The organism is Yoonia sp., assembly GCF_042093035.1.
In the GTDB taxonomy this organism is placed as follows: Bacteria; Pseudomonadota; Alphaproteobacteria; order Rhodobacterales; family Rhodobacteraceae; genus Yoonia.
In genome coordinates this window covers 1-24,708 of sequence record NZ_JBELFI010000001.1, presented here as the reverse complement: position 1 = coordinate 24,708, position 24,708 = coordinate 1, and the positions used below count along the sequence as shown (strand labels likewise).

Sequence of the window (24,708 nt, the reverse complement as noted above, 5' to 3'; positions counted from 1 at the left end):
GCCCCCTAAGAAAGACAGATCTGATGCAGCTTGGCACTATCTTGAAGCAGGATGCGGTAAAGACGATTTCATCATGCACAAGCAAAAAGCGGCTTTTCCACGATCTGGGTGAACTTGCCAGTTCTGCTTATGGCTTGGACGCGACTTCTGTCGTTGACGCGCTGATCGAGCGCGAAAATCTCGGACCGACAGGCGTTGGGCAGGGCATTGCGCTGCCCCACGCACGCCTGCCAGAGCTTGACCATGTCGTTGGCTTGTTCCTGCGACTTGAAAAACCACTGAACTTTGAGGCTGTTGACCGCCAGCCCGTCGATCTGGTTTTTGCACTGCTGGCGCCGGAAAAAGCCGGCGCTGACCATCTCAAGGCGCTCGCACTTGTGTCGCGCACATTGCGCCATGACGGTATCTGTTCAAAGCTGCGGGCGAATACGGACGCCGGTACGCTGCACACGATTCTGACCGAAATTCACGCGTCACAGGCCGCCTAGGTCCAGTTTTCGAACCCGAACACACGGTAGTCCTGCGCGTAGGCGTCACGCGCTGCACGCTCAAGTTCCGGCGAATAGATTTCGCGCAACCATGTTTGCCTTTTGTGCGCGCCGCCCGTCCAAACCGGACAATCCGTTATTCCGATTTGCGCCGCCAGATGTGGCAATCCTGTTGCCAATGCATCTTCGCGAAGAACCGCATCAGGCGCGGCGACCTGCGCCATGCCTTGCAACAAGACGTTCTGACTGGCCCATGATGGATCAACGCGAATGCTGGTCTGCCCCGCCAAATTATGGCGCAGGAACCTGAGGAAACCCGCAAATCCTTGCGCGTGCGCGGCCACGTCATAGCCGTCCCGCCCTGTGAAATCGGTCCCGTCAGCGGGAATGCGCAGATCATGTACACGGCGCAGGTTCGCCCTGATCTCCGGCAATTGCGCCGCACCTTGCCCGACGATCCGATCACAATAGGCCACATGCGCACGCGCCAGTGGATGCCTGACAACAGCAAAGCGCCGATGCGGCCCGTGCAGGCTTTGCCATGCTCGCAATGTTCTCTGTGAGAACTGGGTGAGCAGCTCTTCCACCGCCATCCCGTCCAATTCAGCCAACCACGCCATCACAGCCCGATCAGGACCAGACCTGAGCGGCATGTACATCAGCGCCGACTGCGGTGCGGCAACATAGGTCGGGATTGCCGGCCCACGCATCGGTTCAAATTGCGGCAGATGGTCGAGATTGAAGGGGTCAATCTCATGCAGCGCCTGCCGCATCTCATCGTAGTTTGCGACCCTGTCCTGCAATGGTTCGGGGTTCTGCTTCTTGAGTTTCTTATCAACGTTGGACAGCCGCGCGTCGGTACCCAGATAAGCGGCGAGCCCATTGAGAACATCCACATCGCGCAAATCATCATACCGCAGATGAAACACCGCTTGCCCCGTGGTTTGCAGTCTGTGGCGCAGCTTTGAATGGAACTCTCCGAGCGCGTCAACGTGATCGCGGAATGCGTTCCCATCAAAGGTGACAACCTGCGACTTCGTCTTTGTCGCGTTGGTCAGCTTCCATTGCCCCGTTGCCTGCGCGATTTTCCAGCTGACAAAACTATCGACGGGATTGCGGCTCAGGATGATCTTGGCGCAGCGCCGGTCGTTCAAGCAGATGTCGAGAATACGCGGATCGTGATCGTGAAAGAAACGAAACCCGGCGAGAGTATCGCTCTGTTTGATCTTTTCAAGCAGCGCCGTGGGGTCGTTTTCACGCGTTGCCAGATCAACTCCCAACAGCATGTCCGTCTTGGGACCGCCCACAAAAGAAGGGTTGAACGCCTCGCCATGGCAACTGACACCTGCAAGCGCGTTCAGGTTGACTTCAAGCAGGTTAGAGCCTGTGCGCATACCCGCCAGTATGATGAAATAGTCAAAAGGCTTCATTTCCGCGCCACGATATAAGGCTTCGGCGGCGCATCGCGCTTGGCCTGCCGCGCATCACCTTGGGTGATATCGCCGGTCAGGAACGGGTGCATACCCTGGTTACGCAAGTCCTGCAGGAAATCGGCCAAACCGTCCAAATCCGCCATCTTGGGCGGCTCTGACACCGCCTTGCCCCTGTGGCCAGCAATATCGTCGATGATCGTTTGCAAGGCATCTGTCGGCGCCTGAATGAATTCGGCCAATGACATGATCGAGATGCGCGCATGCGCATTTGGTCCGCGCAACGTCTTGAGGAATGCATTTTCAATCCGCTGCAACCGCGCAGCTTCGGCCCGCACGTCGCTTGCGGCACGACCGGACCTGAAAAGCGGGATCGCCCAAGCACCCGAAATCACCCAGATGCTGGCATTGGTATCGCGCGCGATGGTCCAGCGGATGTCCTGGCTGTCGGCGGGGCCGAATTGGAAGCAATGATAGTCCTCGCGCCCGTTCCAGACCAGATTGGTCAGGAACATCGTGGCATTATAATCCCGCAACCGCGGATGGTCGGACAACCCGCCTTTGTAGATCTTGCCATCACCGGCAAAATGCGCGCGGTCCTTGGCATAGAGATGGCCATGCACCTGTGCCCCGGTGCGCCGGGCCAGCCAATTCTGGAACTGCTCAAACACATCATCAAAGCCCTGCAACACAGTATAACGCGCTGCCGCAACGCCGTTTTCCCGGTCGATACTGGGGAACCGGCTTTGCATATATAGCCCCGGCCGACCCAGAGTGCGGCGCATCGCAGCCTGCGAAAAGAGCCGGTCAACCGTCCCGGTATTCGGCGCCGCCTTCGCGCAATCAGGGTCATTCTTTCGTGGAAAACTGCGGTAAAGCAGCTCTGCATCCTTCCAAATCTTGCGAGCAACAAAACAGTCAGACCGGCGCAATAACTGCATATGGTCATCAAAAAAGATATGTGGCTTGCCCTGAAAATCGAACTTCGCCAAGGTCAGGGACCGGCTCTCCACCCGGCGGGCATGTATCCGGACAAGGCTTTGATAATAGCTTTCGTCAGGAATCCAGACCTGCCGGAAATAATGGTCGTAGGCCGGCCTGTTGGGATCCTGCAAAATCGCATCGAGCGTTTGCCGCGTCAGACACCACCATTGCGACCCCATATGCGGCACCAGCCCGTCCGGAGTTTTCCGCGTATAACCTAACATTTGTTGCAGCTTGACGGCGCTGTCAAACAGCTTGCGGCGCTTCTTCCAGGCGAAGGGAAAGCGCAGCGTGAAGCGTTCCCGGTCCAGCCCGCTAACAGTCCAAGGCACATCGGCGGTTGTCGCGCTTTCGATAAAATCGGTGTCGGGATGATCGATCAGAAACGCGATCAGCTCATCCACGGGGCGCAGCGGCAGGCAAGCCCCCGATGCAAGATAGACATGCGAAACGTCGGGGAAGTCTTCAAGCAGCATTGTCGCCGCCGTTTGCGAAGCCGCAACAAGGCCCCATGTCCCCCATTCACAGCGGTTGCGCGCACAAAAGCGCACGTTGGCAAGATCCGCCAAAGCATGTTTGAAGGCATCATGGGTCTCCTGGCCGACCTCGCTGTCCACATGGATCACGACGGGGCAACCGGCGGCATCCCAGACACGCACCATTTGTTCGGCGCGGTCAAAGGCGGTATGCACCAGCATGACAATGCCCAAACTCATGCCCAGTTTCCCTTTGACATCAGCCCCAGGACTTCAAGCTGGCGCCAATTGATATATTGCTCGCTCCACTGGCACCAGAAATCCGGGTCCGCGCCGTGCCTGTCCGCGTATGACTGGTATTCCTGACCCGCTTGATAATGCTCACCGCGCTGCGCTTCCTCCTGCGCGCGCCCAGCGAAGGTGTCGAGGAACTTCGCGTGCAGCAATATCCCGGATGTTTTTTCACCGCCCTGCTGGTCATAAACGAGGTTCAGCCCGCGCGGCAAAATCATATGGGTTGAGCTGACATAGGCATAGGGCTTGCGCCATTTCACGAAGGGGACCTTGTTGAGCGCAGGTGCCTGCTTGGGTTTGCTGGAAAAAAACGTCCGGGCGCGCGGGCCGCCTTGTATCCAGAGATTCCGCAAAAGTTTGTTCATGGTCATCGTATAATTGCCGGGATCAAACCAATTGGCGATCTCGAACGGGTCCGCGCCTTTGGTGTAGCGGGACGCGCTGACCGGGCCTTTTGGATACATATCCAGCAACATCGCGCCGAATGAGCGGACGTTGGATGCGTCCAGCCAATCAGCCAGGGCACGGATCGGGCGCGTGTCGCAGAAGGGATAGACAAAAAACTCATCCACATCGACGGTGAGCGCCCAATGACCGGGGGCAAATCGGCCTTGCAGATAGGTGAGCCAGTCCATGCCAAACCGCGCATCCCCGTAGGCATCATGCGTTGACCAAAGTGAAACATCCGGCTGGTTGGCAAGAAAGGCAGCACCTGCATCACTGCTGTCATTATCGACCATAACGAAGTGGTCGATGCCCAGCTTGCGGTAGTAGTCCAGAAAATACGGCAGGCGCACATCCTCATTGCGGAACGCGCAGAACAGCAGGATATCATCCGGTCCGATCCCATCCGTGCGATCTGCGACAGGCTTCACGACGGCCGCTTTGCGCAAGGCCCGCAGACGCAACCACTTACGCTGCCATCGCAACCGATATGATGTCAAAATCCCCAAGAGCGCCGTGACCTGTTTTTCATCCCCTCCGCCGGCATATCAGACCCAATCGCCTTTTGACATCAACCCTTGCGCAATGAGTTTTTCGGCCCCCTCGTAGCGTTGCGCAGTCTTGTGCCAAAGGTCGGGGTTTTCCGTCAATTGCTGGTGGTAGGTCACATAGGCTTCGGAATTCTGAAAATGCTGTTGGCGGGTCAGCTCTTCTGCGGATTTCTCAGCAATGACAGGCAGGAATTTTGTGTGCAATAAGACGCCGGTCACTTTGGTTTGTCCCTCAGGGTCAAAGACATCATGCAAATAGCGCGGCAAAATTTGATGGGTTGAGCTGACATAAGCGAAGCGCCTGTTCCACCGTACCAAAGGCGTCTTGCTCAGCGTTGGCGCGCGCGCCGGTTCGCGGTCAAAGAACACCCGCCGCCGGACCCCGCCTTGAATCCACAGATTGCCGTAGTAGGGGTGATACTGCTGCGTGTAGTTATCCGCATCATACCAACACAGAGCCTCTGTTGGGTCGTCTCCCGGCGTGTATTGGACATCCTGAATGGGGCCTTCGGGGTATAATTCCAGCATCAGCGCACCCATTGACGAAATACCCTTGCCGTCAAGCCAGGCAGTCAGCGCCTTGAGGTCTTTTGCATCGTGGTCTGGATATATCAGCAGCTCATCCGCATCGACGGTCAGGCACCAATGGTCGTGGCCATATCGCCATTGAAGCCACCCGACCCAATCCATTCCAAAACGCGCCAGCCGATAAGACTTTTGCGTCTGCCAAACCGAGACATCCGGTTGGTCCGCCAGATAGGCAACCGTCCCGTCGTCACTGCCGTTGTCTACGATCAGGAAGTGATCGACACCCAACGCACGGTAATGCGCCAAAAAATGAGGCAGCCGCACCATTTCGTTGCGCATGGTCGCAAAAACAAGGATCGCGTCCTGCGCGACCTCTGCGATGCGATTTTGAAGTGGCTTGATTTGCTTGCGCTTGCGCCAAATCCGAAACAGAAACCGGCGACGTTTCCAGCGCAGGCGATATGCCCCCCAAAGCCCAGGCAATCCCTTCTCGGATGAAAGGGCTCTGCCAGACAACCCTATTGCGCAGCCTTTTGGACTGCGTGCATTTCCGCCAGAAACTCCGCAAATTCATCGCGAAGATCGTCGCGTGCCAAGGCAAAAGCGACAGTTGCCTGCAAGAAGCCCGCTTTGGAACCGCAGTCATAGCGTTCCCCAGCGAACCGATAGCCAAAGACATCGCGCCCGGCGTTAATCTCAGCGGCGATGGCATCGGTCAGCTAGATTTCCCCACCGGCGCCGCGCCCGATATGATCGAAGTTCTTCAAGACCTGTGGCGTCAGGATATAACGCCCGATCACTGCCAGATTGGAGGGCGCGGTGCCCATCGGCGGCTTTTCAACCATCCCGCTGACCTTCACAATCCGCCCATCCTGGCCCGCGATATCCAAAACACCGTATGACGATGCTTGCTCAGGCGAAACCTCCATCGTGGCGACCATGGCGCCGCCGGTTTCCGCATGGGCCTCGACCATTTGTTGCAGGCAGGGTTTTTCCGCTGCGATGACGTCATCTGGCAAAATCACAGCAAAAGGTTCATCCCCAATCATCTTGCGCGCGCAAGACACAGCGTGGCCAAGGCCCAGCGCTTTGTGCTGGCGCAGATAGGCGATCGTGCCGCTGTCCATATTGGTGTTGCGCAGGATTTCAAGAAGCGCGGTCTTGCCGGATTGCTCCAGCGATGCCTCCAGATCGGGCGAGACATCAAAGTAGTCTTCCAACGCAGATTTGCCGCGTGCCGTGACGAAAATAAAATCCTCAATCCCGGCGGCGCGTGCTTCATCAATGGCGTATTGGATCAAAGGGCGGTCCACCAGTGTCATGATCTCTTTGGGCACGGACTTGGTTGCAGGCAAAAAGCGCGTGCCCAGACCGGCAACCGGAAAGACCGCTTTTGTCACTTTTCTTTGCATGACTGCACCACCGAATAACAATTTCCTCGACCATAACCCCTAGATGGTTAACAGCACGATATTAAGGCCATTTCATCAAAATATCGCCTATTTCCATCCCCGGCGGTCATTTTCTGCCTATGCGTGGCCCATTTCCGCCAACATCGCTTCGATCCGTGGCACATCTTCGGGATTGTTAAGCTCCCAAAACTGCCGCCCGTGCGCGTCTACCTCCACGCAAAGCATCGGCACGCCACGTTCGAGGAATCGCAGCTGCTCAAGTCCTTCGAGCGCTTCAAGCGGGCCAGTTGCCCATTGCGGATAGGCCAGAAGCGCTTCGGGCCGATAGGCGTAGACACCGACATGATGAAAAACAGGCGTTTCGTCACCGTCGCCATATGACTGTCCTGTGTAGGGGATTACCTCTTTCGAGAAATAGAGCGCGTTGTGATCTGCGCCAAAGACAGCCGTCGTGCCGCCCACGCGCCCTGCGCGACGGTCCTGCAACAGCCCGTTCAAGGCCTTCCCTTCGGTCCGCAAGACAGGCGTTGCAACCTGTGCCGCAGGATTGTCGCGCAGCCCTTGCACCAGATCCGCGACAAACCATGCAGGGGTGAGCGGCGCATCACCCTGAAGATTAACGATGATTTCAAAGTCCTCAGCGATGTTTTCCAGGGTCTCTGCGCAACGCTCTGTTCCGTTTGCGCATGCCGGTGACGTCATCACCACATCTGCCCCGAAAGCCACGGCCGCCTTTGCTATGCGATCATCGTCAGTCGCCACGACAACACGGTCAACGCCCTTCACGGCACATGCCGCATCCCATGACCGCCGGATCAGGCTTTTTGCCTCTCCAGAGGCACCTTGCAAAGTGACAAGTGGTTTGCCGGGATAGCGGGTGGAGGCATATCGCGCAGGAATTGCAATAAGGACGGACATTAGGGCTGCTCCAGATTGACGCCGGGGGCATAGGCGATGAAGAACGGATTTTCGAATATCGGCTTGCCGTAGCGCAGCTCTGTGTGGTCATCAAAGCGCACGACATGCCCGCCCGCCCCGGAAAGTACGGCGTGGCCTGCTGCGGTATCCCATTCCATTGTGCGCCCCACGCGGGGATAAAGATCAGCTTCACCGGTTGCGACCAAACAGAACTTCAAAGACGACCCCGCGCTTTTCATGTCCTTAGTGTTGTATTTACTGATATAGGCATCAGTCGCAGCATCACGGTGCGATTTCGACGCGACCACGAGCAGGGCTGCGTTATCGGGTTTGGAAACCGCTATCGGCGCCACAGGCCCAAGAATGTTTTTGTCGAAAACGCCGGTTTCTTCAACCGCTTGCCCGGTCGCATCTGTAAAGAAGAGCCGTCCCCGCGCAGGTGCGTAGACAACACCGCGCACCGGACGGCCTTCAAGCACATACGCTATATTGACGGTAAAATCGCCACGCCGCTTGATGAATTCCTTGGTGCCATCCAGGGGATCGACGATCAGGAATGTCTCAACTGTTTGCGCGTGCGATGCCGCCTGTTCCTCTGTCACGAGCGCCACATCGGGAAATGCCTGACGCAACCCGGTGCTGATAATGGCATCGGCCGCTTCATCGGCTGCGGTAACTGGGCTGTCGTCACTTTTGGCCCGGACGTCAAAATCGGCGCTGTCATAGATCTCCATGATCTTGTCACCCGCCTGAAGGGCCAAGCGCCGGATGACTTGCGTTAGCTTTTCGTAGTCCATGAACAGCACCCCATCATTGATCGCTTTGCCAAGATTGCTTATGCTTTGACTTCAGGCAATCAGCAAGGTTTGCGCGAAGGGCTGTACGCCCGAGGCCCACCTTCACCTAATGGAGCTGAAATTCAGCATGTTCCAACCGCACGTCCCCAGAGGCAAGACACGCCGCTTGTTTGCGATGATGGGCGTGATCTACCACACGATTGTTCACAACCTGCGTGGCGGTCACCGGAATGCCGTCGTTGGATTGCTCTTTGCGATGGCGCAGGGTTTGACCCTTGTTGTGGTGTTTTACGGGATGTTCATGCTGATCGGGGTGCGCGGGTCCCCGGTGCGCGGGGATTTTCTGCTTTATATCATGAGCGGCGTGTTTCTGTTTATGACGCATATCGCGGCTGTCTCTGCGGTCCAAAGCGGCGGAAACGCGACATCTTCGGTGATGCAGCACGCGCCGATGAATGCAATCGTGGGGATCATATCTGCGGCTCTGGCAAGCCTGTACCAGCAATTCTTGACCATCGTCATCGTTTTGGCCGCGTATCATATCATCGTCACGCCCATCACAATCGATCAACCGGGTGGTGCGCTGATTATGTTCTTGATGGCGTGGTACAGCGGATGTGTTGTCGGGCTGCTTTTCCTTGCCTTGGGCCCGTGGCTCCCAAATCTGACGGGAGTGATCTCGCAGCTTTACCGGCGGCTGAACATGATCGCGTCAGGAAAGATGTTCTTGGCAAACTCGCTGCCAGCCTCGATGATGCCGTTTTTTGAATGGAACCCGCTCTTTCATACAATTGACCAGGGGCGCGGCTTCATCTTTTTGCATTACAACCCCTTTCAGACATCACTGATGTATCCAATTTACCTCAGTATCGTCATCATGATGATCGGGTTGATGGCAGAGTTTTTCACCCGCAAACACGTGTCTGCAAGTTGGTCAGCGGGCCGATAACGCGCAAATCCGACCGAAGCCCTGAAAATTAGACTCCTTTTCCCCGTTTTGCAGCACCCACACCGCTTGCAGCCCCAAAGAGGCAACCCTATATACGCCAAGATCGAAGTTTTGGGACGTAGCGCCCTGCTTCACACATGAAACTGGCGCGGGTGCCGAAAGTGGGTTCGCGCTGCTCAAACCGCCTAAAGTAGAGGGATTTGAAAAATGGCCAAAGTTATTGGTATCGACCTGGGAACGACGAACTCTTGTATCGCGATCATGGACGGCGCAAAGCCACGTGTTGTCGAAAACGCTGAAGGGGCACGCACCACACCATCCATCGTCGCATTCACCGACGATGAACGTCTGGTGGGCCAGCCGGCAAAACGTCAAGCTGTGACAAATCCTGAAAACACAATCTTCGCAGTCAAGCGTCTGATCGGTCGTCGGTTCGACGACAAGGACCTTGCGAAGGACAAAAAGAACATGCCGTTCGAAGTCATCAATGGCGGCAATGGTGACGCATGGGTCGAAGCCAAGGGTGAGAAATACTCCCCGAGCCAGATCTCTGCTTTCATCCTCGGCAAAATGAAAGAAACCGCTGAGACTTACCTTGGCGAAGATGTGACACAGGCGGTTATCACCGTACCTGCATACTTCAACGACGCACAGCGTCAGGCGACCAAAGATGCCGGCAAGATCGCGGGCCTCGAAGTGTTGCGGATCATCAACGAGCCGACAGCGGCGGCCCTTGCTTACGGCCTCGACAAAACCGAAACCAAGACAATCGCAGTCTATGACCTTGGCGGCGGTACTTTCGACGTGACCATCCTTGAGATCGACGACGGTCTGTTTGAGGTGAAATCCACCAACGGCGACACGTTCCTTGGTGGTGAAGACTTCGACATGCGCATCGTGAACTACCTCGCGGATGAGTTCAAAAAGGAAAACCAAGTCGACCTGACCAAAGACAAAATGGCCTTGCAGCGTTTGAAGGAAGCGGCGGAAAAGGCGAAGATCGAATTATCGTCTTCTTCCAGCACGGAAATCAACCAGCCTTTTATCTCTATGGGGGCGAACGGCCAGCCATTGCACATGGTGATGAAGCTGACACGTGCGAAGCTGGAAAGCCTTGTGAGCGACCTTATCAAAGCATCGCTGAAACCATGCAAGGAAGCGATCAAGGATGCAGGCCTGTCCACATCCGACATCGACGAAGTCGTGTTGGTTGGCGGTATGACACGTATGCCGCGCGTCAAGGAAGAAGTCGCGAAGTTTTTCGGCAAGGAAGCGCACCAAGGTGTGAACCCTGACGAAGTGGTTGCAATGGGTGCGGCTATTCAGGCCGGTGTTCTGCAAGGCGACGTCAAAGACGTGGTTCTGCTGGACGTCACACCATTGTCCCTGGGTATTGAAACCCTTGGCGGTGTCTTCACACGCCTGATCGACCGGAACACAACGATCCCGACGAAAAAGTCTCAGGTGTTCTCAACCGCTGAAGACAACCAGAACGCCGTGACGTTGCGCGTGTTCCAGGGTGAGCGTGAGATGGCGGCAGACAACAAGATGCTGGGTCAGTTCAACCTTGAAGAAATCCCGCCAGCGCCACGCGGCCTGCCACAGATCGAAGTCACATTCGACATCGACGCCAACGGCATTGTGGAGGTCGGGGCGAAAGACAAAGGCACCGGCAAAGAGCAAAAGATCACGATCCAAGCCTCTGGCGGTCTGTCTGATGACGACATCGAAGCAATGGTCAAGGACGCCGAAGCCAACGCTGAGGCCGACAAGGAACGCCGTGAGTTGGTGGACGCCAAGAACCAGGCGGAAAGCCTGATCCACTCGACCGAAAAGTCGATGGAAGAGCATGCCGATAAGGTTGACCCAACAACGATCGAAGCGATCGAACTGGCAATTGCCGCGCTGAAGGATGATCTGGAAGACGGCACTGCCGAGAAGATCAAGTCCGGCATCCAGAACGTGACAGAAGCTGCGATGAAGTTGGGTGAAGCGATCTACAAAGCCAGCCAGGAAGAGGCTGGCGAAGCTGAGCCTGATACGCCGGGCGCGGACGAAGAAATCCTCGATGCGGATTTCGAGGATCTGGACGACGAAAAGCGTGACAACTAAGGCCATGCGCCGCTGAGAATTGGCCGGCCCCTTGAACCGGGCCGGTCGTTTTCATTCCCAAGGGGGAAATTCACATGGCAAAACGTGATTATTATGAAGTGCTTGGCGTCGCGAAGGGCGCCGATGCTGCTGCGATCAAGAAAGGTTACCGCCAAAAGGCGAAAGAGCTGCACCCGGATCGCAACGCCGACAACCCCAACGCCGAAGCACAGTTCAAAGAAGCCAATGAAGCCTACGAAGTTCTTAAGGACGACAACAAAAAGGCTGCCTATGACCGCTATGGTCATGCCGCGTTTGAAAACGGCATGGGCGGCGGCGGCCCGCGTGGTGGGCAGGGTGACTTTGGCAGCGCGTTCTCGGACGTATTCGATGATCTCTTTGGTGATTTCATGGGCGGTCGTGGCGGTGGACGCCGCAGTGCGGCACAGCGCGGCAATGACCTGCGTTACAATCTGCGGATCAACCTCGAAGATGCGTTTTCGGGGATGCAAAAGACGGTCAATGTCCCCACGGCAGTAAGCTGCGGATCATGCAGTGGCACCGGTGCAGAAGGCGGATCAGAACCGCAGACCTGCCCGACATGTTCCGGCATGGGCAAGGTGCGCGCACAGCAGGGTTTCTTCACCGTTGAACGCACCTGCCCGACGTGTTCCGGCATGGGCCAGACGATCAAAGACCCCTGCAAAACCTGTCACGGCCAAGGCCGCGTCGAGAAGGAAAAATCGCTTTCCGTCAACATCCCGGCGGGTGTTGAAACCGGCACACGCATTCGTCTGGCGGGCGAAGGTGAAGCGGGTATGCGCGGCGGGCCGACCGGCGATCTCTATATTTTCATTGAGGTCAACGATCATGCGCTGTTTGAACGTGAGGCGTCCAATCTTTTCTGCCGTGTCCCGGTGTCCATTGCGACCGCCGCCTTGGGTGGTGAGATCGAAGTGCCGACAATCGACGGTGGCCGCAGCCGGGTGAAAGTACCCGAAGGATCGCAATCCGGTCGCCAGATGCGCCTGCGTGGCAAAGGGATGCCGGCGCTGCGCGGCGGTGGCACGGGCGATATGTTCATCGAACTGGCGGTGGAAACACCCGTGAAGCTGACAACGCGGCAACGCGAAATCCTCAAGGAATTCGACCAGCTCAGCGAAGACAACAACCCACAAGGCTCCAGCTTTTTCGCGTCTGTGAAAAGCTTCTGGGATTCCATGAAGGGTTAACAGAACGGTAACCAACACTTCGGCATAATGCGGCATGTCCCATTTTGCCGAAGCGCCTTCTCTTTTCTCCGATCTTGATGATGTGACCGACGTGACGCCCTTGCAAAAAGGGCGCTTGCCGTCCTATGTCCGCGATCATCGCAAACGGCTGCGTGCGCGGTTTGTTGAAGGTGGGGCATCAGCGGTGCCCGACTATGAGTTGCTCGAACTGGTCTTGTTTCGCGCGCTGCCACGCCAGGACGTCAAACCACTGGCGCGGCAGTTGATTGACGTTTTCGGCGATTTCAACCGCGTGCTGTCCGCCAGCATCACGGACTTGCAGGCCATTGAAGGCGTTGGCGAAGCCGTCGCGGTTGAACTCAAGGTGGTGGAAGCTGCTGCGCATCGCCTCGCGCGGGCCAAGGTCATGCAGCGCCATGTCGTTTCAGGCTGGGATGCGCTACTGAATTATTGCCACACGACAATGGCCCACCGCGAAACGGAGCAGTTTCGCATCCTGTTCCTAGACACTAAAAACACGGTCATCGCAGATGAAGAACAAGCCCAGGGCACGGTCGATCATGTGCCCGTCTACCCCCGTGAAATCGTGAAACGGGCGCTTCAGCTCAATGCAGCATCGATCATCTTGGTCCACAACCATCCATCGGGCGACCCGACGCCATCTGTCGCGGATATTGCGATGACAAAACAAATCAATACCGCGGCCAAGGCGCTCAGCATCACGCTGCACGATCACCTGATTATCGGAAGATCATGCGAACTCAGCTTCCGCGCCGAAGGGTTGCTGGCCGACTAGGCCAACCGCCCGTGACATTGCTTGAACTTCTTACCTGACCCGCAAGGGCACGCCGTATTGCGGCCCGGGTTGCCCCAGGTCGTCGGGTCATCTTCAACAAAGCCCGGCTTGGCGTTCGCGCTCGCAGTTGCGGCAGCAGGGGCTGCTGCGGCGGCGGCAGCGGCAGCCGCTTGTTGCTGCTGACGCATCTGCGCGACCAATTGTTCCTGCTCTTCCTTCGACATCGGCCGGATCTGCGACAGCTTCTTGGTCACATCTGTCCGCAACCCATCCAACATGCTTTCAAAGAGCTGAAACCCTTCGGTCTTGTACTCATTAAGCGGGTCACGCTGCGCATACCCACGGAAACCAACGACAGAGCGCAGGTGTTCAAGCGTCAACAAATGCTCGCGCCATTTGGCATCGATGGTTTGCAGCAAAAGCTGCTTTTCCACGTTGCGCATGGTCTCTGCGCCGAAGGCTTCGGTCTTTTCGTTCATGTAGGTGTCGGCGGCTTCCTCAAGACGTTCGCGGATGACATCATCATCCACGCCTTCCTCAGCGGCCCAATCCACAACCGGCACCTCAATGCCGATATGTTCGGTCACATCTGCGCCAAGACCTTCGGTATCCCATTGATCCGCATATGATTTTGGCGGCATGTATTGATCGACAAGGTCATCGATTACCTGATCGCGCATGTCTTTGGTGACCTCTGACAGGTCTTTGGCTTCCATGATTTCGCGACGCTGCGAGAAGATCACCTTGCGCTGCTCATTCATCACATCATCGAATTTCAACAACTGTTTGCGAATGTCGAAGTTACGGCCTTCAACCTTCGCCTGCGCGCGTTCCAGCGACTTGTTCACCCAAGGGTGCACAATCGCTTCGCCCTCTTTCATGCCAAGACCGGCGAGAACTTTTTCCAACCGCTCAGAGCCAAAGATGCGCATCAGATCATCTTCCAGCGACAAGAAGAAAGCGGAACGACCCGGGTCACCCTGACGGCCCGAACGACCGCGCAACTGGTTATCGATCCGACGGCTTTCGTGACGCTCTGTCGCCAGAACGAACAGGCCACCAGCGGCTTTCACCTTCTCTTTTTCATCGGCCACTTCGGCTTCGATCTTCTGACGCAGCGCTTCGATGTCCGCCTCAGGGTCTTCTGCCACAGCCTGAAGGACACGCATTTCCACGTTACCCCCAAGCTGAATGTCGGTACCGCGACCCGCCATGTTTGTGGCAATCGTGACCGCGTTCAGCTTACCGGCATCGGCAACAATCTGCGCTTCCTTTTCGTGCTGGCGGGCGTTCAGCACGTTGAACGTAATACCTTCCGCCTGCAGAAGAGCGGCCAGTTGCTCTGACTTTTCGATAGAGGTCGTACCAACAAGGATCGGTTGTCCATTGGCGTGGGCCTCTTTGATTTCCTCAACAATACCCGCAAATTTCTCGGTCGCGGTGCGGTAGACCTGATCGTCTTCGTCAGCACGTGCGATCGGCCGGTTCGTTGGCACCTCGACCACGCCGAGGTTGTAGATTTCCTTGAATTCATCCGCTTCAGTCGCAGCCGTACCGGTCATGCCGCCCAGCTTTTCGTAAAGACGGAAGTAGTTCTGGAACGTCACAGAGGCCAAGGTCACGTTCTCTGGCTTGATGGCGCAGTTTTCCTTCGCCTCAATCGCCTGATGCAGACCATCGGACAGACGACGACCGGCCATCATACGGCCCGTGAATTCGTCGATCAAAACGACCTCATTGTCGCGCACGATATAGTCTTTGTCTTTGGTGAACAGCTTATGAGCGCGCAATGACTGGTTCACGTGGTGGACCAACGTCGCGCTTTCGGGGTCATAAAGCGTTTGGCCTTCAGGCAGCAAACCGGCCTCTGACAGCTTTGCTTCGATGAAGTCGTTGCCTTCGTCGGTGTAGGTCACCTGACGGGTCTTTTCATCAAGCGTGTAGTGATCGTCGGACACATCGGGGACAATTTTGTCAATCGCCGCGTACATTTCACTGCGGTCCTGGGCCGGACCGGAGATAATCAGCGGCGTCCGCGCCTCATCGATCAGAATACTGTCAACCTCATCCACAATTGCGAAGTTGTGGTGACGTTGGAACATCTGGTTCAGCTCGGATTTCATGTTGTCGCGCAGATAGTCAAAGCCCAGCTCATTGTTCGTGGCATAGGTCACGTCGCAGGCATAGGCGGTTTTCTTTTCCGCTTCTGGCTGTTGGGGGTAAATCACACCCGTGGTCAGACCCAACGCGCCATAAACCTTGCTCATCCATTCGCTGTCGCGTTTGGCCAGATAGTCGTTGACGGTCACGATATGCACGCCCTTGCCGGTCAGCGCATTCAGGTATGCGGGGAAGGTCGCAACAAGGGTCTTGCCCTCACCCGTTTTCATTTCGGCGATATTTCCCTGATGCAGGAAAATACCGCCCATCAGCTGCGTATCAAAGGCACGCAGGCCCAATGCGCGTTTGGCCGCTTCACGACAGTTTGCAAATGCCTCTGGCAGCAAATCATCCAGGCTTTCGCCCCCGTTGGCGCGTTCGGCAAGTGTCTTGGTGCGGGCTTTGATCTCATCGTCCGACAGCGCCTCGAACTCAGGTTCAAGCGCGTTGATCTTGTCAACCAGCGGGCGCACAGCATTCACAGTGCGGTCGTTTGCGGTGCCAAACACCTTTTTGGCAATCGTTCCGAAACCCAGCATATTTTCTCCGGCGGCGCAGATAGCACCTGTCTGACATCTATTTGAGAGGAGGTCGCTTGTAGGCCCGTCGCAGGCCACTTAGAAAGGGCCGAGATTACCGCTACTTTAGGCCCCCTCGGGGCTTTCAATCGATGTAAGGGGCCGCCCCTACAGTGTCAACGCCGCCGGGATACGCGGCCTAACAAGGGAACGTTTAATGCTGAAACATGTCACATTTTTGGGGGCCGCCGCCATTGCTGCCCTCATGTCCACCACAGCGCAGGCGCAAGACGTCACGGCCGACACAGTCGTGGCCACCGTTGGCGATACCGAAATCACCCTGGGAGAGATCATTCTGGCCCGCGTCGCCTTGCCGCAAGAATATGCGCAATTCCCAAATGATATCCTGTTCAATGGCCTGATTGAACAACTGGTTCAACAGCAGCTTCTGGCCGACGCATTGGAAGAAACCACGGCACAGATCGAATACACCCTTCGCAATGAACGTCGCGCGATGATGTCTGCGGCGGTTGTGAACCAGATTTCTCAGGATGAGATTTTGGAGAAAGACATCGTCGCGGCATATGAAGCGCGTTTCGCCGACGCTGCGGAAATTCTGGAATTCCGCGCGTCCCATCTGCTGGTTGAAACTGAGCAAGAAGCCGCCGCCGCCAAAGCGCGCATTGATGACGGTGCCGCATTTGCCGATGTCGCCCGTGATGTATCCACGGGCCCGACCGGGCCGAATGGCGGCAATCTGGGTTGGTTTGGCGAAGGTGCGATGGTGCCTGAATTCGAAAACCAGATTATCGCACTTGAAGTCGGTGGTGTGAGCGCGCCATTCCAGACGCAATTCGGGTGGCATGTCGCCACGCTGGATGAAACCCGCGTTCAACCCCGCCCGACACTTGAAGAATTGCGCCGCCAATTGACTGCCGAGCTCCGTGAAGCCGCCGTCGCCGCCCGCTTGGAAAAGCTTGCAGCGAATGCCATCGTTGTGACCCCTGAAGATGGGGATTTCGATCCCAACCTCATCAATAGCTTCGAACTGCTGGAATAACCTATGGAGATTTCACCTTTGGCGCCTGCGCAATTTCCCGATCTGCCGAAGATTTCGGGCGTAAGTTTTGCTGTGGCCTCTGCCGGGGTGAAATATGCTGGCCGCAAGGACGTGATGCTGGCGCTTCTGGCGCCAGGCACATCGGTGGCGGGTGTGTTCACCCGCTCCGCGACGCGCTCCGCACCGGTCCTGGATTGCCAGGCCAAACTTGGTGGTGATCCGCGCGGGCCAGCCGCCATTCTGGTGAATTCCGGGAATTCCAACGCCTTTACCGGCGCGCGCGGCACCGGATCGGTAGAGGCTTTGACCCAAAGCGTCGCAGCACAGACCGGCGTCGCGGTAGAGCGTGTCTTCACCGCTTCAACAGGCGTGATCGGTGAGCCATTGCCACACGACAAGATCGCAGCACAAGTGGCGACACTTCACGCAAATCAATCCGACACGGGCATCAGTGACGCCGCAAAGGCAATTATGACCACTGACACCTTTCCCAAGGGATCATGCGCGACCGTTGATGTGCATGGACAACCTGTCAAGATCGCTGGCATCGCCAAGGGGTCGGGCATGATTGCGCCTGATATGGCGACGATGCTGGTCTATATCTTTACGGACGCAGAGATCAGGCAGGCTGAATTGCAAGAGCTTGTTTCCGGACTGAACGCCAAGACCTTCAATTGCATCACCGTCGATAGCGACACTTCCACGTCTGACAGTCTGATGGTCTGTGCAACCGGCGCGTCGCGGGTTGATGTCAGTGGCAATGAAGCCTTCGCCAGCGCGCTGCACGCGTTGATGCGTGATCTGGCGCATCAGGTCGTGCGTGACGGTGAAGGGGCGACAAAGTTTGTAACCGTCAGCGTCGTTGGCGCGAAAGACAACGCCGACGCGCATAAAGTCGCGCTTTCCATTGCCAATTCACCCTTGGTCAAGACCGCAATCGCTGGTGAAGACGCCAATTGGGGACGTGTTGTCATGGCCGTGGGCAAATCCGGCGCGGCCGCTGATCGGGACAGGTTGAGCATTCGGTTTGGGGATATTACGGTTGCTGAAAACGGCTGGCGGGCGCCCAACTATTCAGAGGACGCGGCAAGCGCCTACATGAAGAACGCTGAACTTGAAATCGGCGTGGATCTGGCCATTGGCGGCGGGCAAAGCACCGTTTGGACCTGCGATCTGACGCACGGCTATATCAGCATCAACGCGGATTATCGTTCGTGAAGGTCGTCCTTGTCTCTGCGGTTGCGTTGATTGATCCCGACGGGCGCGTGCTTCTGGCGCAGCGACCCGAAGGGAAATCCATGGCCGGGCTCTGGGAATTTCCGGGCGGCAAGGTGGAAGCGGGCGAGACACCGGAGGCGGCCCTGATCCGTGAGTTACAGGAAGAACTGGGGATCGACACTTGGGCGTCCTGCCTTGCCCCGCTGACCTTCGCGAGCCATTCCTACGATGATTTCCATCTGCTCATGCCGCTTTTTGCCTGTCGCAAATGGGAAGGCACCCCGCAAGCGCGCGAAGGGCAGGCGCTGAAATGGGTGCGCGCAAAAGAATTGCGGGACTACCCGATGCCCGCGGCGGATGTGCCGCTGATCCCTATTTTGCGCGATTGGCTATAGGGGCAGGTCAGGCTTTGAGATAGGCATCAATCGCGGCCTCAAGCCCTTGATCCCAAATCAGATTGAGCCAACCTTCAAAGGCTTGCGCGAACCCAGACTGCGCGCCCAAATCACCGTAAAACTGCTTTTGCTGCAACCATGCGGCCGGCGTGACTTTTGCCTGCAATGCGGCCGCGTTCAATACGTCCCAAAATGGGTCGTTCGGCTCAATCACGCTGCCATCTTCGCGGGTGCCCGCGCACATGCGCGCCCAAACTGCCTCAACCAACGCGAGCCCTTTGACGGGTGTTCCGGCGGCCAAGCCATCACGGATCGACGGAATGACAAAACCGGGGTGCCGTGAGGCGCCATCGAAGGCGACGCGACGGGTCGTATCAACAATGCGCGGATTGGCAAAGCGTGTCTTGACGCGATCAAGATAGGCATCTGGTTCCATCTCTGGCACGGGGTGCAGATGTGGCAGAATTTCGGAACGCGCCACTTTCTCATAAAGCGCACTGATCTTGGGATGCGCCATACAGTCGGCGATAGCCTGGATCGACAGGACTTCTCCGGCATTGGCGATCATCTGATGGCCCCCGTTCAGGACCCTGATTTTCATCGCCTCATATCCATGCACATCATCGGTGAACGTCGCGCCGACCTTGTCCCAATCGGGACGGCCCGCGCAGAAGTCATCTTCAATCACCCACTGGCGAAAGTTCTCATGCGACACCGGTGCGGCATCGTCGATGCCAAGGCTGCGCGCCAATGCCAGCTCATTCGGGCCAGTCGCTGGCACAATGCAATCGACCATCGCGTTGGGGAACGTGCAGTTGGCGTCAATCCAGTCAGCCAGCGCCGGGTCTGACATGCGCGCCAATGAAACAACCGTCTGGCGCAGGACCGCGCCATTCCCCTGAAGATTGTCACAGCACATGCAGGTAAACGGCCCAGTGCCCGCATCACGACGAATTTTGAGTGCTGCAATCATCGCGCCAAAGGCAGTCTTGGGCGTGGCGGGATTGGCCGCGTCATGCACGATATCAGGATGTGTCGCGTCGAAACCCTTGGTCGCGGGATCAATGAAATAGCCGCCCTCTGTCACCGTCAGGGCAACGATGCGGATATCTTCGGCCGTCATCCGGGCGATCAAAGGTCCGTTCTTTGCCGCCACAGGCAGGAAATCAACCATCGGGCCGATCACCTCTGCCGTGGTGCGGGTAGGGTCGAGTTCGATCAACGTGTAAAGGTAGTCTTGCGCGGCAAGCCGGTCACGCTGGGCTGCATCACCGGCACGGACACCTGCGCCAACAATCGCCCAATCATGCGCGAGCCCCTGTTCCATCAAACGATGCAGATACCAGGCTTGGTGTGCGCGATGAAAATTGCCCAATCCGATATGGACAATCCCAGCAGTCAGTTTGCTGCGGTCATAAGTCGGCACAGCAACGCCGTCAGGCAATTGCGTCAGCGTTTGGCTGGTCAGCTTCATGGCATCGTTTTCATGGGTTTGCACATTCATCAGCTCATCCAATTTCCGCCATCGACGTTGTAGGTTTGAGCCACGATATAGGATGCATCATCGCTGGCCAGAAAGACGACCATACCGGTGAGATCATCAGCCGTGCCCATGCGCCCGAATGGGACCGCCGCGCCAACTTCTTTCTTCTTTTGTCCCGGCGCCTTGCCTTCGTATTTGGCAAAGAATGCATCCACGCCATCCCAATGCTCGCCATCTACCACGCCGGGGGCGATCGCATTCACATTGATGCCGTGCTTAATCAGGTCCAGCCCCGCCGACTGGGTCAGGCTGATAACAGCCGCTTTGGATGCGCAATAAACGGCGACCAAAGCCTCGCCACGCCGTCCCGCCTGAGACGCCATGTTGATGATCCGGCCCTTGATGCCGCGCGCCACCATATGTTTGGCGACCGCTTGAAGGGTGAACAATGTGCCGCCGACATTGATATCAAAGACGCGTTTATAGTCGTCTTGCGTGATCTCTGCGATGGGTGCGGCGCTGAAAATGGCGGCATTGTTGATAAGAATATCAATCTGGCCCATGGCTTGCACAGCCGCTTCGACGCCCGCTGCAACACTTGCCGGATCAGACACATCCATTTGGACCGCAACCGCTGCATCGCCGATTTCGACGGCCGCTGCGCGCGCGCGCGCAATATCGATATCCGCAATCGCAACTTGCGCACCTTCGGCCACGTAGGCCTTTGCAAAGGACAGCCCAATGCCTCGGGCTGCACCTGTAATCAATGCAGATTTGCCGGCTAGTCGCATTAACCGATCCGCAGTCCCTGCGTATCAAATTTATGCAGCTCGTCCAGACGCGGGTTCAGATAGATTGTATCCCCATGCGTCAGGTTGATATCGCCGATGGCGCGTACTGTGATCGTGTCAGTCAGCCCCGTATTGTTGATATGGAAGAATGTGTCAGAGCCCAAATGCTCTGCGACGCCAACCGTTCCCTTCCACATGCCGCCTTCTGCAACCACATCGATGTGTTCCGGGCGGATACCGATCGTGGCGGCATCATGCTTTGCGGCCTCTTCGCCGGACAACAGGTTCATCTTGGGAGAGCCGATAAAGCCCGCAACAAAGGTGTTGCGCGGTGTGCGGTAAAGCTCCAACGGGGAGCCGACCTGCTCAATCACACCGGCTTGCAGCACGACGATCTTGTCGGCCATCGTCATCGCCTCAACCTGATCGTGTGTCACGTAGACCATTGTTGTTGCAAGCTTTTTATGAAGTTCAGAAATCTCCATCCGCATCCCGACGCGCAGGGCGGCGTCAAGGTTCGACAAAGGTTCGTCAAACAGGAACGCGGCAGGTTCGCGCACAATCGCTCGGCCAATCGCCACACGCTGACGCTGACCCCCCGAAAGCTGGCCCGGGCGACGGTCGATGTAGTCGGCCAGGTTCAAGACCTCGGCGGCGGCATTCACTCTTCGGTCGATCTCTGCCTGATCCATCTTTGCCATCCGCAGCGGAAAGGCGATGTTCTTACGCACTGACATATGCGGGTAAAGCGCATAAGACTGGAACACCATCGCAAGGCCGCGTTTGGCAGGCACCAGATCGGTGGCGTCTTTGCCGTCGATCTCGATGTGGCCCGTGGTGATATCCTCAAGCCCTGCAATCAGACGCAGCAAGGTAGATTTACCACAACCCGACGGGCCAACAAAGACGGTGAATTCGCCATCCTGAATAGTCAGGTCGAGGGGCGGAATGACCTGTACGTCGCCAAAAGACTTGGTCACCTGTTTGAGTTCGATTTGTCCCATATCTCAGGTCCTTCTGATTGCCCTGGTGCTTTGCAGCTTGAGGGTGTTATTTCACCGCGCCGAATGTCAGGCCGCGTACAAGTTGTTTCTGGCTGAACCAGCCAAGGATCAGGATTGGCGCGATCGCCATTGTCGAGGCCGCACTGAGTTTGGCAAAGAACAGACCCTCTGGGCTGGAATAGCTGGCGATAAAGGCTGTCAGTGGCGCCGCATTGACCGCGGTCAGGTTGAGCGTCCAGAATGCTTCGTTCCAAGCAAGGATGAAGTTCAACAGCAAGGTCGATGCAATGCCCGGAATAGCCATTGGCGTCAGCACATAAAGCAGTTCCTGACGGAGCGTTGCGCCGTCCATGCGGGCCGCCTCAAGGATCTCACCGGGGATTTCCTTGAAGTAGGTGTAGAGCATCCAGACGATGATCGGCAGGTTAATGAGCATCAGCACAACAACCAGACCAGCGCGGCTATCCAGCAGACCCAACTCAATGAAGATCAGGTAGATCGGATAGAGAACACCAACGGCAGGCAACATCTTCGTTGAGAGCATCCAGAGCAGGATGTCTTTGGTCCGCTTGGATGGCACAAAGGCCATTGACCAAGCCGCCGGGATCGCAATCGCACAACCGATAACGGTCGAAAGCCCTGCAATAATGATCGAATTCCACAGGAAGCGCCCGTAGTCGGACCGCTCCATCACCGTGCGATAGTTCTCAAGCGTCCAATCGAAGCCCAAAAAGATCGGCGGGGCAGCAATGGCCTGTGCCTCGGTCTTGAAGCTGGTCAGGATCGTCCAGAGGATCGGGAAAAAGATCAGCAGGCCAATCGCCCAAGCGATGGTGGTGTTGATAAGCTTCCGGCGGGGGGTAACTGTACGTGCCATTTTGATTAATCCAAGTTCTTACCGACGATCCGCATAAGGAAGATCGCGATAATGTTTGCAAGGATGATGGCGTAGACGCCACCGGCGGAACCCAGACCAACGTTCTGGCTTTCCAGCACACGTTGGAAGATGAGGTAGGACAGTGTTCGCGTTCCGAACGCACCGCCTGTTGTCACGAAGATCTCAGCGAAGATCGCGAGCAGGAAGATCGTCTGGATCAGGATCACAATCGTAATCGCGCGCCCAAGATGTGGAAGGATGATATACCAAAACCGTTTTGCCCACGGCGCGCCGTCCATCTCAGAGGCTTCCAATTGTTCGCTATCAAGTGATTGAACAGCGGTCAGCAAGATCAACGTGGCAAAGGGCAGCCACTGCCAGCTGACAATCATGATGATCGAACCCATGGATGCGTCGGAAAGCCAACTGACGGGCTCGGCCCCGAAAAAGCGCCACAGGTGCGCGAAAAGGCCGTTCACAGGGTCCATGAACATGTTCTTCCACACCAGCGCGGAAACGGTTGGCATCACAAAGAACGGCGCGATGACAAGGATACGGACAACGCCCTGCCCCCAAATCGGCTGGTCCAGCAAGAGCGCGATCAAGATGCCGAAGATCACGGTAATCGCGAGAACACCGAGGACAATCACGAGGGTGGTTTGGATCGAAGGCCAGAAGGCGCTCGAGGTGACAAAACGGGTGTAGTTGTCAAATCCGGCCCAGCCTTGGTCGCCACCACGCAGGGGCAGATAGACGCGGAATGAGAACCACAGGGTCATAATGAGAGGCACCAACATCCAGCCCAAGAGCAGGATCACAGCGGGCGCCATCATAATTCTGGCAGCGGATCGGGAAGCTTTGGTCGCCATTTGGATGTATCTCCTCTGGTCACAGGGCGGAGGTTTCTCACGCACTATTGTCAGGTGACATTATATTTTTCGAGGTAAGTAGTAAACCAAGGGGCGACCTGGTCGCGCCGCCCCTTAGCTCAGGAGGAGTGCTTAGCGGTAGCCAGCAGCTTCCATTGCTTCGTTTGTGATGGCCTGGGCCTTCTCAAGCGCTTCGTCGATAGACTGCTGACCAGCGTAAGCGGCAGAGAATTCCTGGCTTACTTCTGTGGCAATACCTGCAAACTCAGGGATCGCAGCGAACTGGATGCCGACGTATGGGCTTGGGTCCACTGTAGAGTTGTTAGGATCGGCAGACAGGATGCTGTCCAGTGTCATCTGTGCGAAAGGTACAGCTTGGTAGTTCGGGTTTTCGTACAGGGATGTACGTGCACCAGGAGGTACGTTCGCCCAACCTTCGTTCGCAGCAACCTGCTCGATGTAGCCAGTGCCTGTTGCCCATTCGATGAACTGCTTGGCTTCAGCTTCTTGCTGTGTACCGGCAGGAATTGCCAGTGCCCATGCCCAGAGCCAGTTGGAGCGCTTGCCCATGCCGTTGTCTGGTGCCAATGCGAAACCAACAGAGTCAGCAACAGTCGAATCCGCGCCAGTTACGAAAGAAGCCGCAACAGTCGCGTCAATCCACATGCCGCACTTGCCTTGGTTAAACAAAGACAGGTTTTCGTTAAAGCCGTTGGTTGCGTAACCAACTGGGCCGGACGCGTCCATCATGCCTTTGAAGAAGTTCAGTGTGTTTGCCCACTGCTCTGTGTCAAACTGTGCGTTCCAGTCCATGTCGAACCAGCGTGCGCCGAAAGAGTTGGACATTGCTGTGATAAAGGCGCCGCCCTCACCCCAACCGGCCTTACCGCGAAGGCAGATACCGTTGATGTCTGCATCACGGTCAGTCATGGCTGCAGCTGCT

Annotated in this window: 21 protein-coding genes and 1 pseudogene; 8 read left to right on the top strand and 14 right to left on the bottom strand. The window is 56.7% G+C overall.

Translation table 11 applies throughout. From position 1 onward, the window contains the following. The first annotated feature begins 23 nt into the window (after positions 1-23). The gene (locus tag ACFDSS_RS00110) at positions 24-488 is read left to right on the top strand and encodes a PTS sugar transporter subunit IIA (RefSeq protein ID WP_375253711.1); all 465 of its coding nucleotides are present in this window, start codon (positions 24-26) and stop codon (positions 486-488) included. Here the strand turns inward: ACFDSS_RS00110 and ACFDSS_RS00105 are convergent. The 7 genes and pseudogenes from ACFDSS_RS00105 to cysQ all read right to left on the bottom strand — a co-directional run bounded on the left by ACFDSS_RS00105 (position 485) and on the right by cysQ (position 8,322). Further along, complete coding sequence (locus ACFDSS_RS00105) at positions 485-1,918, bottom strand: sulfotransferase family 2 domain-containing protein (protein ID WP_375253710.1); 1,434 nt, start codon at positions 1,916-1,918, stop codon at positions 485-487. The two genes, ACFDSS_RS00110 and ACFDSS_RS00105, sit on opposite strands and share 4 nt — an antisense overlap. Then, positions 1,915-3,618, bottom strand: a complete 1,704-nt coding sequence (locus ACFDSS_RS00100) for a beta-1,6-N-acetylglucosaminyltransferase (protein WP_375253709.1) — start codon at positions 3,616-3,618, stop codon at positions 1,915-1,917. Before ACFDSS_RS00100 ends, ACFDSS_RS00105 begins: the two co-directional genes overlap by 4 nt. Further along, a complete protein-coding gene (locus ACFDSS_RS00095) occupies positions 3,615-4,625 on the bottom strand; it encodes a glycosyltransferase family 2 protein (protein ID WP_375253708.1) in 1,011 nt (336 codons plus the stop codon). Before ACFDSS_RS00095 ends, ACFDSS_RS00100 begins: the two co-directional genes overlap by 4 nt. A gap of 39 nt (positions 4,626-4,664) precedes the next feature. Continuing rightward, entirely contained in the window at positions 4,665-5,678 is a 1,014-nt protein-coding gene (locus tag ACFDSS_RS00090; RefSeq protein ID WP_375253707.1) for a glycosyltransferase family 2 protein, read from the bottom strand. 35 nt (positions 5,679-5,713) lie between these two features. Continuing rightward, positions 5,714-6,607: pseudogene (locus ACFDSS_RS00085) on the bottom strand (UTP--glucose-1-phosphate uridylyltransferase). Positions 6,608-6,724: 117 nt separating this feature from the next. Beyond that, positions 6,725-7,525, bottom strand: a complete 801-nt coding sequence (locus tag ACFDSS_RS00080) for a 3-deoxy-manno-octulosonate cytidylyltransferase (protein ID WP_375253706.1) — start codon at positions 7,523-7,525, stop codon at positions 6,725-6,727. After that, positions 7,525-8,322, bottom strand: coding sequence for a 3'(2'),5'-bisphosphate nucleotidase CysQ (gene cysQ / locus ACFDSS_RS00075; RefSeq protein ID WP_375253705.1), 798 nt, complete (start codon positions 8,320-8,322; stop codon positions 7,525-7,527). The genes ACFDSS_RS00080 and cysQ overlap by 1 nt, the downstream gene beginning before the upstream one ends. Before the next feature lie 127 nt (positions 8,323-8,449). Between cysQ and ACFDSS_RS00070 the strand changes: the two genes are divergently transcribed. From ACFDSS_RS00070 to radC, 4 genes are all read left to right on the top strand, one after another. Further along, the gene (locus tag ACFDSS_RS00070) at positions 8,450-9,271 is read left to right on the top strand and encodes an ABC transporter permease (protein ID WP_375253704.1); all 822 of its coding nucleotides are present in this window, start codon (positions 8,450-8,452) and stop codon (positions 9,269-9,271) included. Between the two features lie 207 nt (positions 9,272-9,478). Then, positions 9,479-11,383 carry a molecular chaperone DnaK gene (dnaK, locus tag ACFDSS_RS00065; RefSeq protein ID WP_375253703.1) on the top strand — a complete coding sequence of 635 codons (1,905 nt, stop codon included), beginning with the start codon at positions 9,479-9,481 and terminating at the stop codon, positions 11,381-11,383. A gap of 74 nt (positions 11,384-11,457) precedes the next feature. Beyond that, positions 11,458-12,594 (top strand): molecular chaperone DnaJ, encoded by a 1,137-nt coding sequence (gene dnaJ, locus ACFDSS_RS00060; RefSeq protein ID WP_375253702.1) that lies wholly within the window; start codon positions 11,458-11,460, stop codon positions 12,592-12,594. A gap of 34 nt (positions 12,595-12,628) precedes the next feature. After that, positions 12,629-13,390, top strand: a complete 762-nt coding sequence (gene radC / locus ACFDSS_RS00055) for a DNA repair protein RadC (RefSeq protein WP_375253701.1) — start codon at positions 12,629-12,631, stop codon at positions 13,388-13,390. Here radC and secA read toward each other — a convergent pair. After that, on the bottom strand, positions 13,387-16,089 hold the full coding sequence (gene secA / locus ACFDSS_RS00050; protein ID WP_375253700.1) for a preprotein translocase subunit SecA: 2,703 nt from the start codon (positions 16,087-16,089) through the stop codon (positions 13,387-13,389). The genes radC and secA overlap by 4 nt on opposite strands. Positions 16,090-16,285: 196 nt before the next feature. On the opposite strand from secA, the gene ACFDSS_RS00045 reads away from it, so the two are divergent. The 3 genes from ACFDSS_RS00045 to mutT are packed head-to-tail and all read left to right on the top strand — an operon-like array spanning position 16,286 to position 18,741. Then, complete coding sequence (locus tag ACFDSS_RS00045; protein WP_375253699.1) at positions 16,286-17,128, top strand: peptidylprolyl isomerase; 843 nt, start codon at positions 16,286-16,288, stop codon at positions 17,126-17,128. Positions 17,129-17,131: 3 nt separating this feature from the next. Next, positions 17,132-18,346 (top strand): bifunctional glutamate N-acetyltransferase/amino-acid acetyltransferase ArgJ, encoded by a 1,215-nt coding sequence (gene argJ / locus ACFDSS_RS00040; protein WP_375253698.1) that lies wholly within the window; start codon positions 17,132-17,134, stop codon positions 18,344-18,346. Next, complete coding sequence (gene mutT, locus ACFDSS_RS00035) at positions 18,343-18,741, top strand: 8-oxo-dGTP diphosphatase MutT (protein WP_375253697.1); 399 nt, start codon at positions 18,343-18,345, stop codon at positions 18,739-18,741. The genes argJ and mutT overlap by 4 nt, the downstream gene beginning before the upstream one ends. A gap of 7 nt (positions 18,742-18,748) precedes the next feature. Here mutT and ACFDSS_RS00030 read toward each other — a convergent pair whose 3' ends face one another. The 6 genes from ACFDSS_RS00030 to ACFDSS_RS00005 all read right to left on the bottom strand — a co-directional run. Next, a complete protein-coding gene (locus tag ACFDSS_RS00030; RefSeq protein ID WP_375253696.1) occupies positions 18,749-20,245 on the bottom strand; it encodes a mannitol dehydrogenase family protein in 1,497 nt (498 codons plus the stop codon). After that, complete coding sequence (locus ACFDSS_RS00025; protein ID WP_375253695.1) at positions 20,245-21,015, bottom strand: L-iditol 2-dehydrogenase; 771 nt, start codon at positions 21,013-21,015, stop codon at positions 20,245-20,247. Before ACFDSS_RS00025 ends, ACFDSS_RS00030 begins: the two co-directional genes overlap by 1 nt. Next, positions 21,015-22,019, bottom strand: a complete 1,005-nt coding sequence (locus ACFDSS_RS00020; protein WP_375253694.1) for an ABC transporter ATP-binding protein — start codon at positions 22,017-22,019, stop codon at positions 21,015-21,017. Before ACFDSS_RS00020 ends, ACFDSS_RS00025 begins: the two co-directional genes overlap by 1 nt. 46 nt (positions 22,020-22,065) lie before the next feature. Beyond that, positions 22,066-22,896: a carbohydrate ABC transporter permease gene (locus ACFDSS_RS00015; RefSeq protein WP_375253693.1), complete on the bottom strand. Its 831-nt coding sequence runs from the start codon at positions 22,894-22,896 to the stop codon at positions 22,066-22,068. A gap of 5 nt (positions 22,897-22,901) precedes the next feature. Further along, positions 22,902-23,765: a carbohydrate ABC transporter permease gene (locus ACFDSS_RS00010; protein WP_375253692.1), complete on the bottom strand. Its 864-nt coding sequence runs from the start codon at positions 23,763-23,765 to the stop codon at positions 22,902-22,904. Between the two features lie 132 nt (positions 23,766-23,897). After that, on the bottom strand, positions 23,898-24,708 hold an 811-nt coding region (locus ACFDSS_RS00005), incomplete at its 5' end, for an extracellular solute-binding protein (RefSeq protein WP_375253691.1).

What these genes read in the sequence shown, in the direction of transcription:
- ACFDSS_RS00110 (WP_375253711.1), top strand. Translation starts at nt 24, where the DNA reads ATGCAGCTTGGCACTATCTTGAAGCAGGATGCGGTAAAGACGATTTCA.
- ACFDSS_RS00105 (WP_375253710.1), bottom strand. Translation starts at nt 1,918, where the DNA reads ATGAAGCCTTTTGACTATTTCATCATACTGGCGGGTATGCGCACAGGC.
- ACFDSS_RS00100 (WP_375253709.1), bottom strand. Translation starts at nt 3,618, where the DNA reads ATGAGTTTGGGCATTGTCATGCTGGTGCATACCGCCTTTGACCGCGCC.
- ACFDSS_RS00080 (WP_375253706.1), bottom strand. Translation starts at nt 7,525, where the DNA reads ATGTCCGTCCTTATTGCAATTCCTGCGCGATATGCCTCCACCCGCTAT.
- cysQ (WP_375253705.1), bottom strand. Translation starts at nt 8,322, where the DNA reads ATGGACTACGAAAAGCTAACGCAAGTCATCCGGCGCTTGGCCCTTCAG.
- ACFDSS_RS00070 (WP_375253704.1), top strand. Translation starts at nt 8,450, where the DNA reads ATGTTCCAACCGCACGTCCCCAGAGGCAAGACACGCCGCTTGTTTGCG.
- dnaK (WP_375253703.1), top strand. Translation starts at nt 9,479, where the DNA reads ATGGCCAAAGTTATTGGTATCGACCTGGGAACGACGAACTCTTGTATC.
- dnaJ (WP_375253702.1), top strand. Translation starts at nt 11,458, where the DNA reads ATGGCAAAACGTGATTATTATGAAGTGCTTGGCGTCGCGAAGGGCGCC.
- radC (WP_375253701.1), top strand. Translation starts at nt 12,629, where the DNA reads ATGTCCCATTTTGCCGAAGCGCCTTCTCTTTTCTCCGATCTTGATGAT.
- secA (WP_375253700.1), bottom strand. Translation starts at nt 16,089, where the DNA reads ATGCTGGGTTTCGGAACGATTGCCAAAAAGGTGTTTGGCACCGCAAAC.
- ACFDSS_RS00045 (WP_375253699.1), top strand. Translation starts at nt 16,286, where the DNA reads ATGCTGAAACATGTCACATTTTTGGGGGCCGCCGCCATTGCTGCCCTC.
- argJ (WP_375253698.1), top strand. Translation starts at nt 17,132, where the DNA reads ATGGAGATTTCACCTTTGGCGCCTGCGCAATTTCCCGATCTGCCGAAG.
- ACFDSS_RS00030 (WP_375253696.1), bottom strand. Translation starts at nt 20,245, where the DNA reads ATGAATGTGCAAACCCATGAAAACGATGCCATGAAGCTGACCAGCCAA.
- ACFDSS_RS00025 (WP_375253695.1), bottom strand. Translation starts at nt 21,015, where the DNA reads ATGCGACTAGCCGGCAAATCTGCATTGATTACAGGTGCAGCCCGAGGC.
- ACFDSS_RS00020 (WP_375253694.1), bottom strand. Translation starts at nt 22,019, where the DNA reads ATGGGACAAATCGAACTCAAACAGGTGACCAAGTCTTTTGGCGACGTA.
- ACFDSS_RS00015 (WP_375253693.1), bottom strand. Translation starts at nt 22,896, where the DNA reads ATGGCACGTACAGTTACCCCCCGCCGGAAGCTTATCAACACCACCATC.
- ACFDSS_RS00010 (WP_375253692.1), bottom strand. Translation starts at nt 23,765, where the DNA reads ATGGCGACCAAAGCTTCCCGATCCGCTGCCAGAATTATGATGGCGCCC.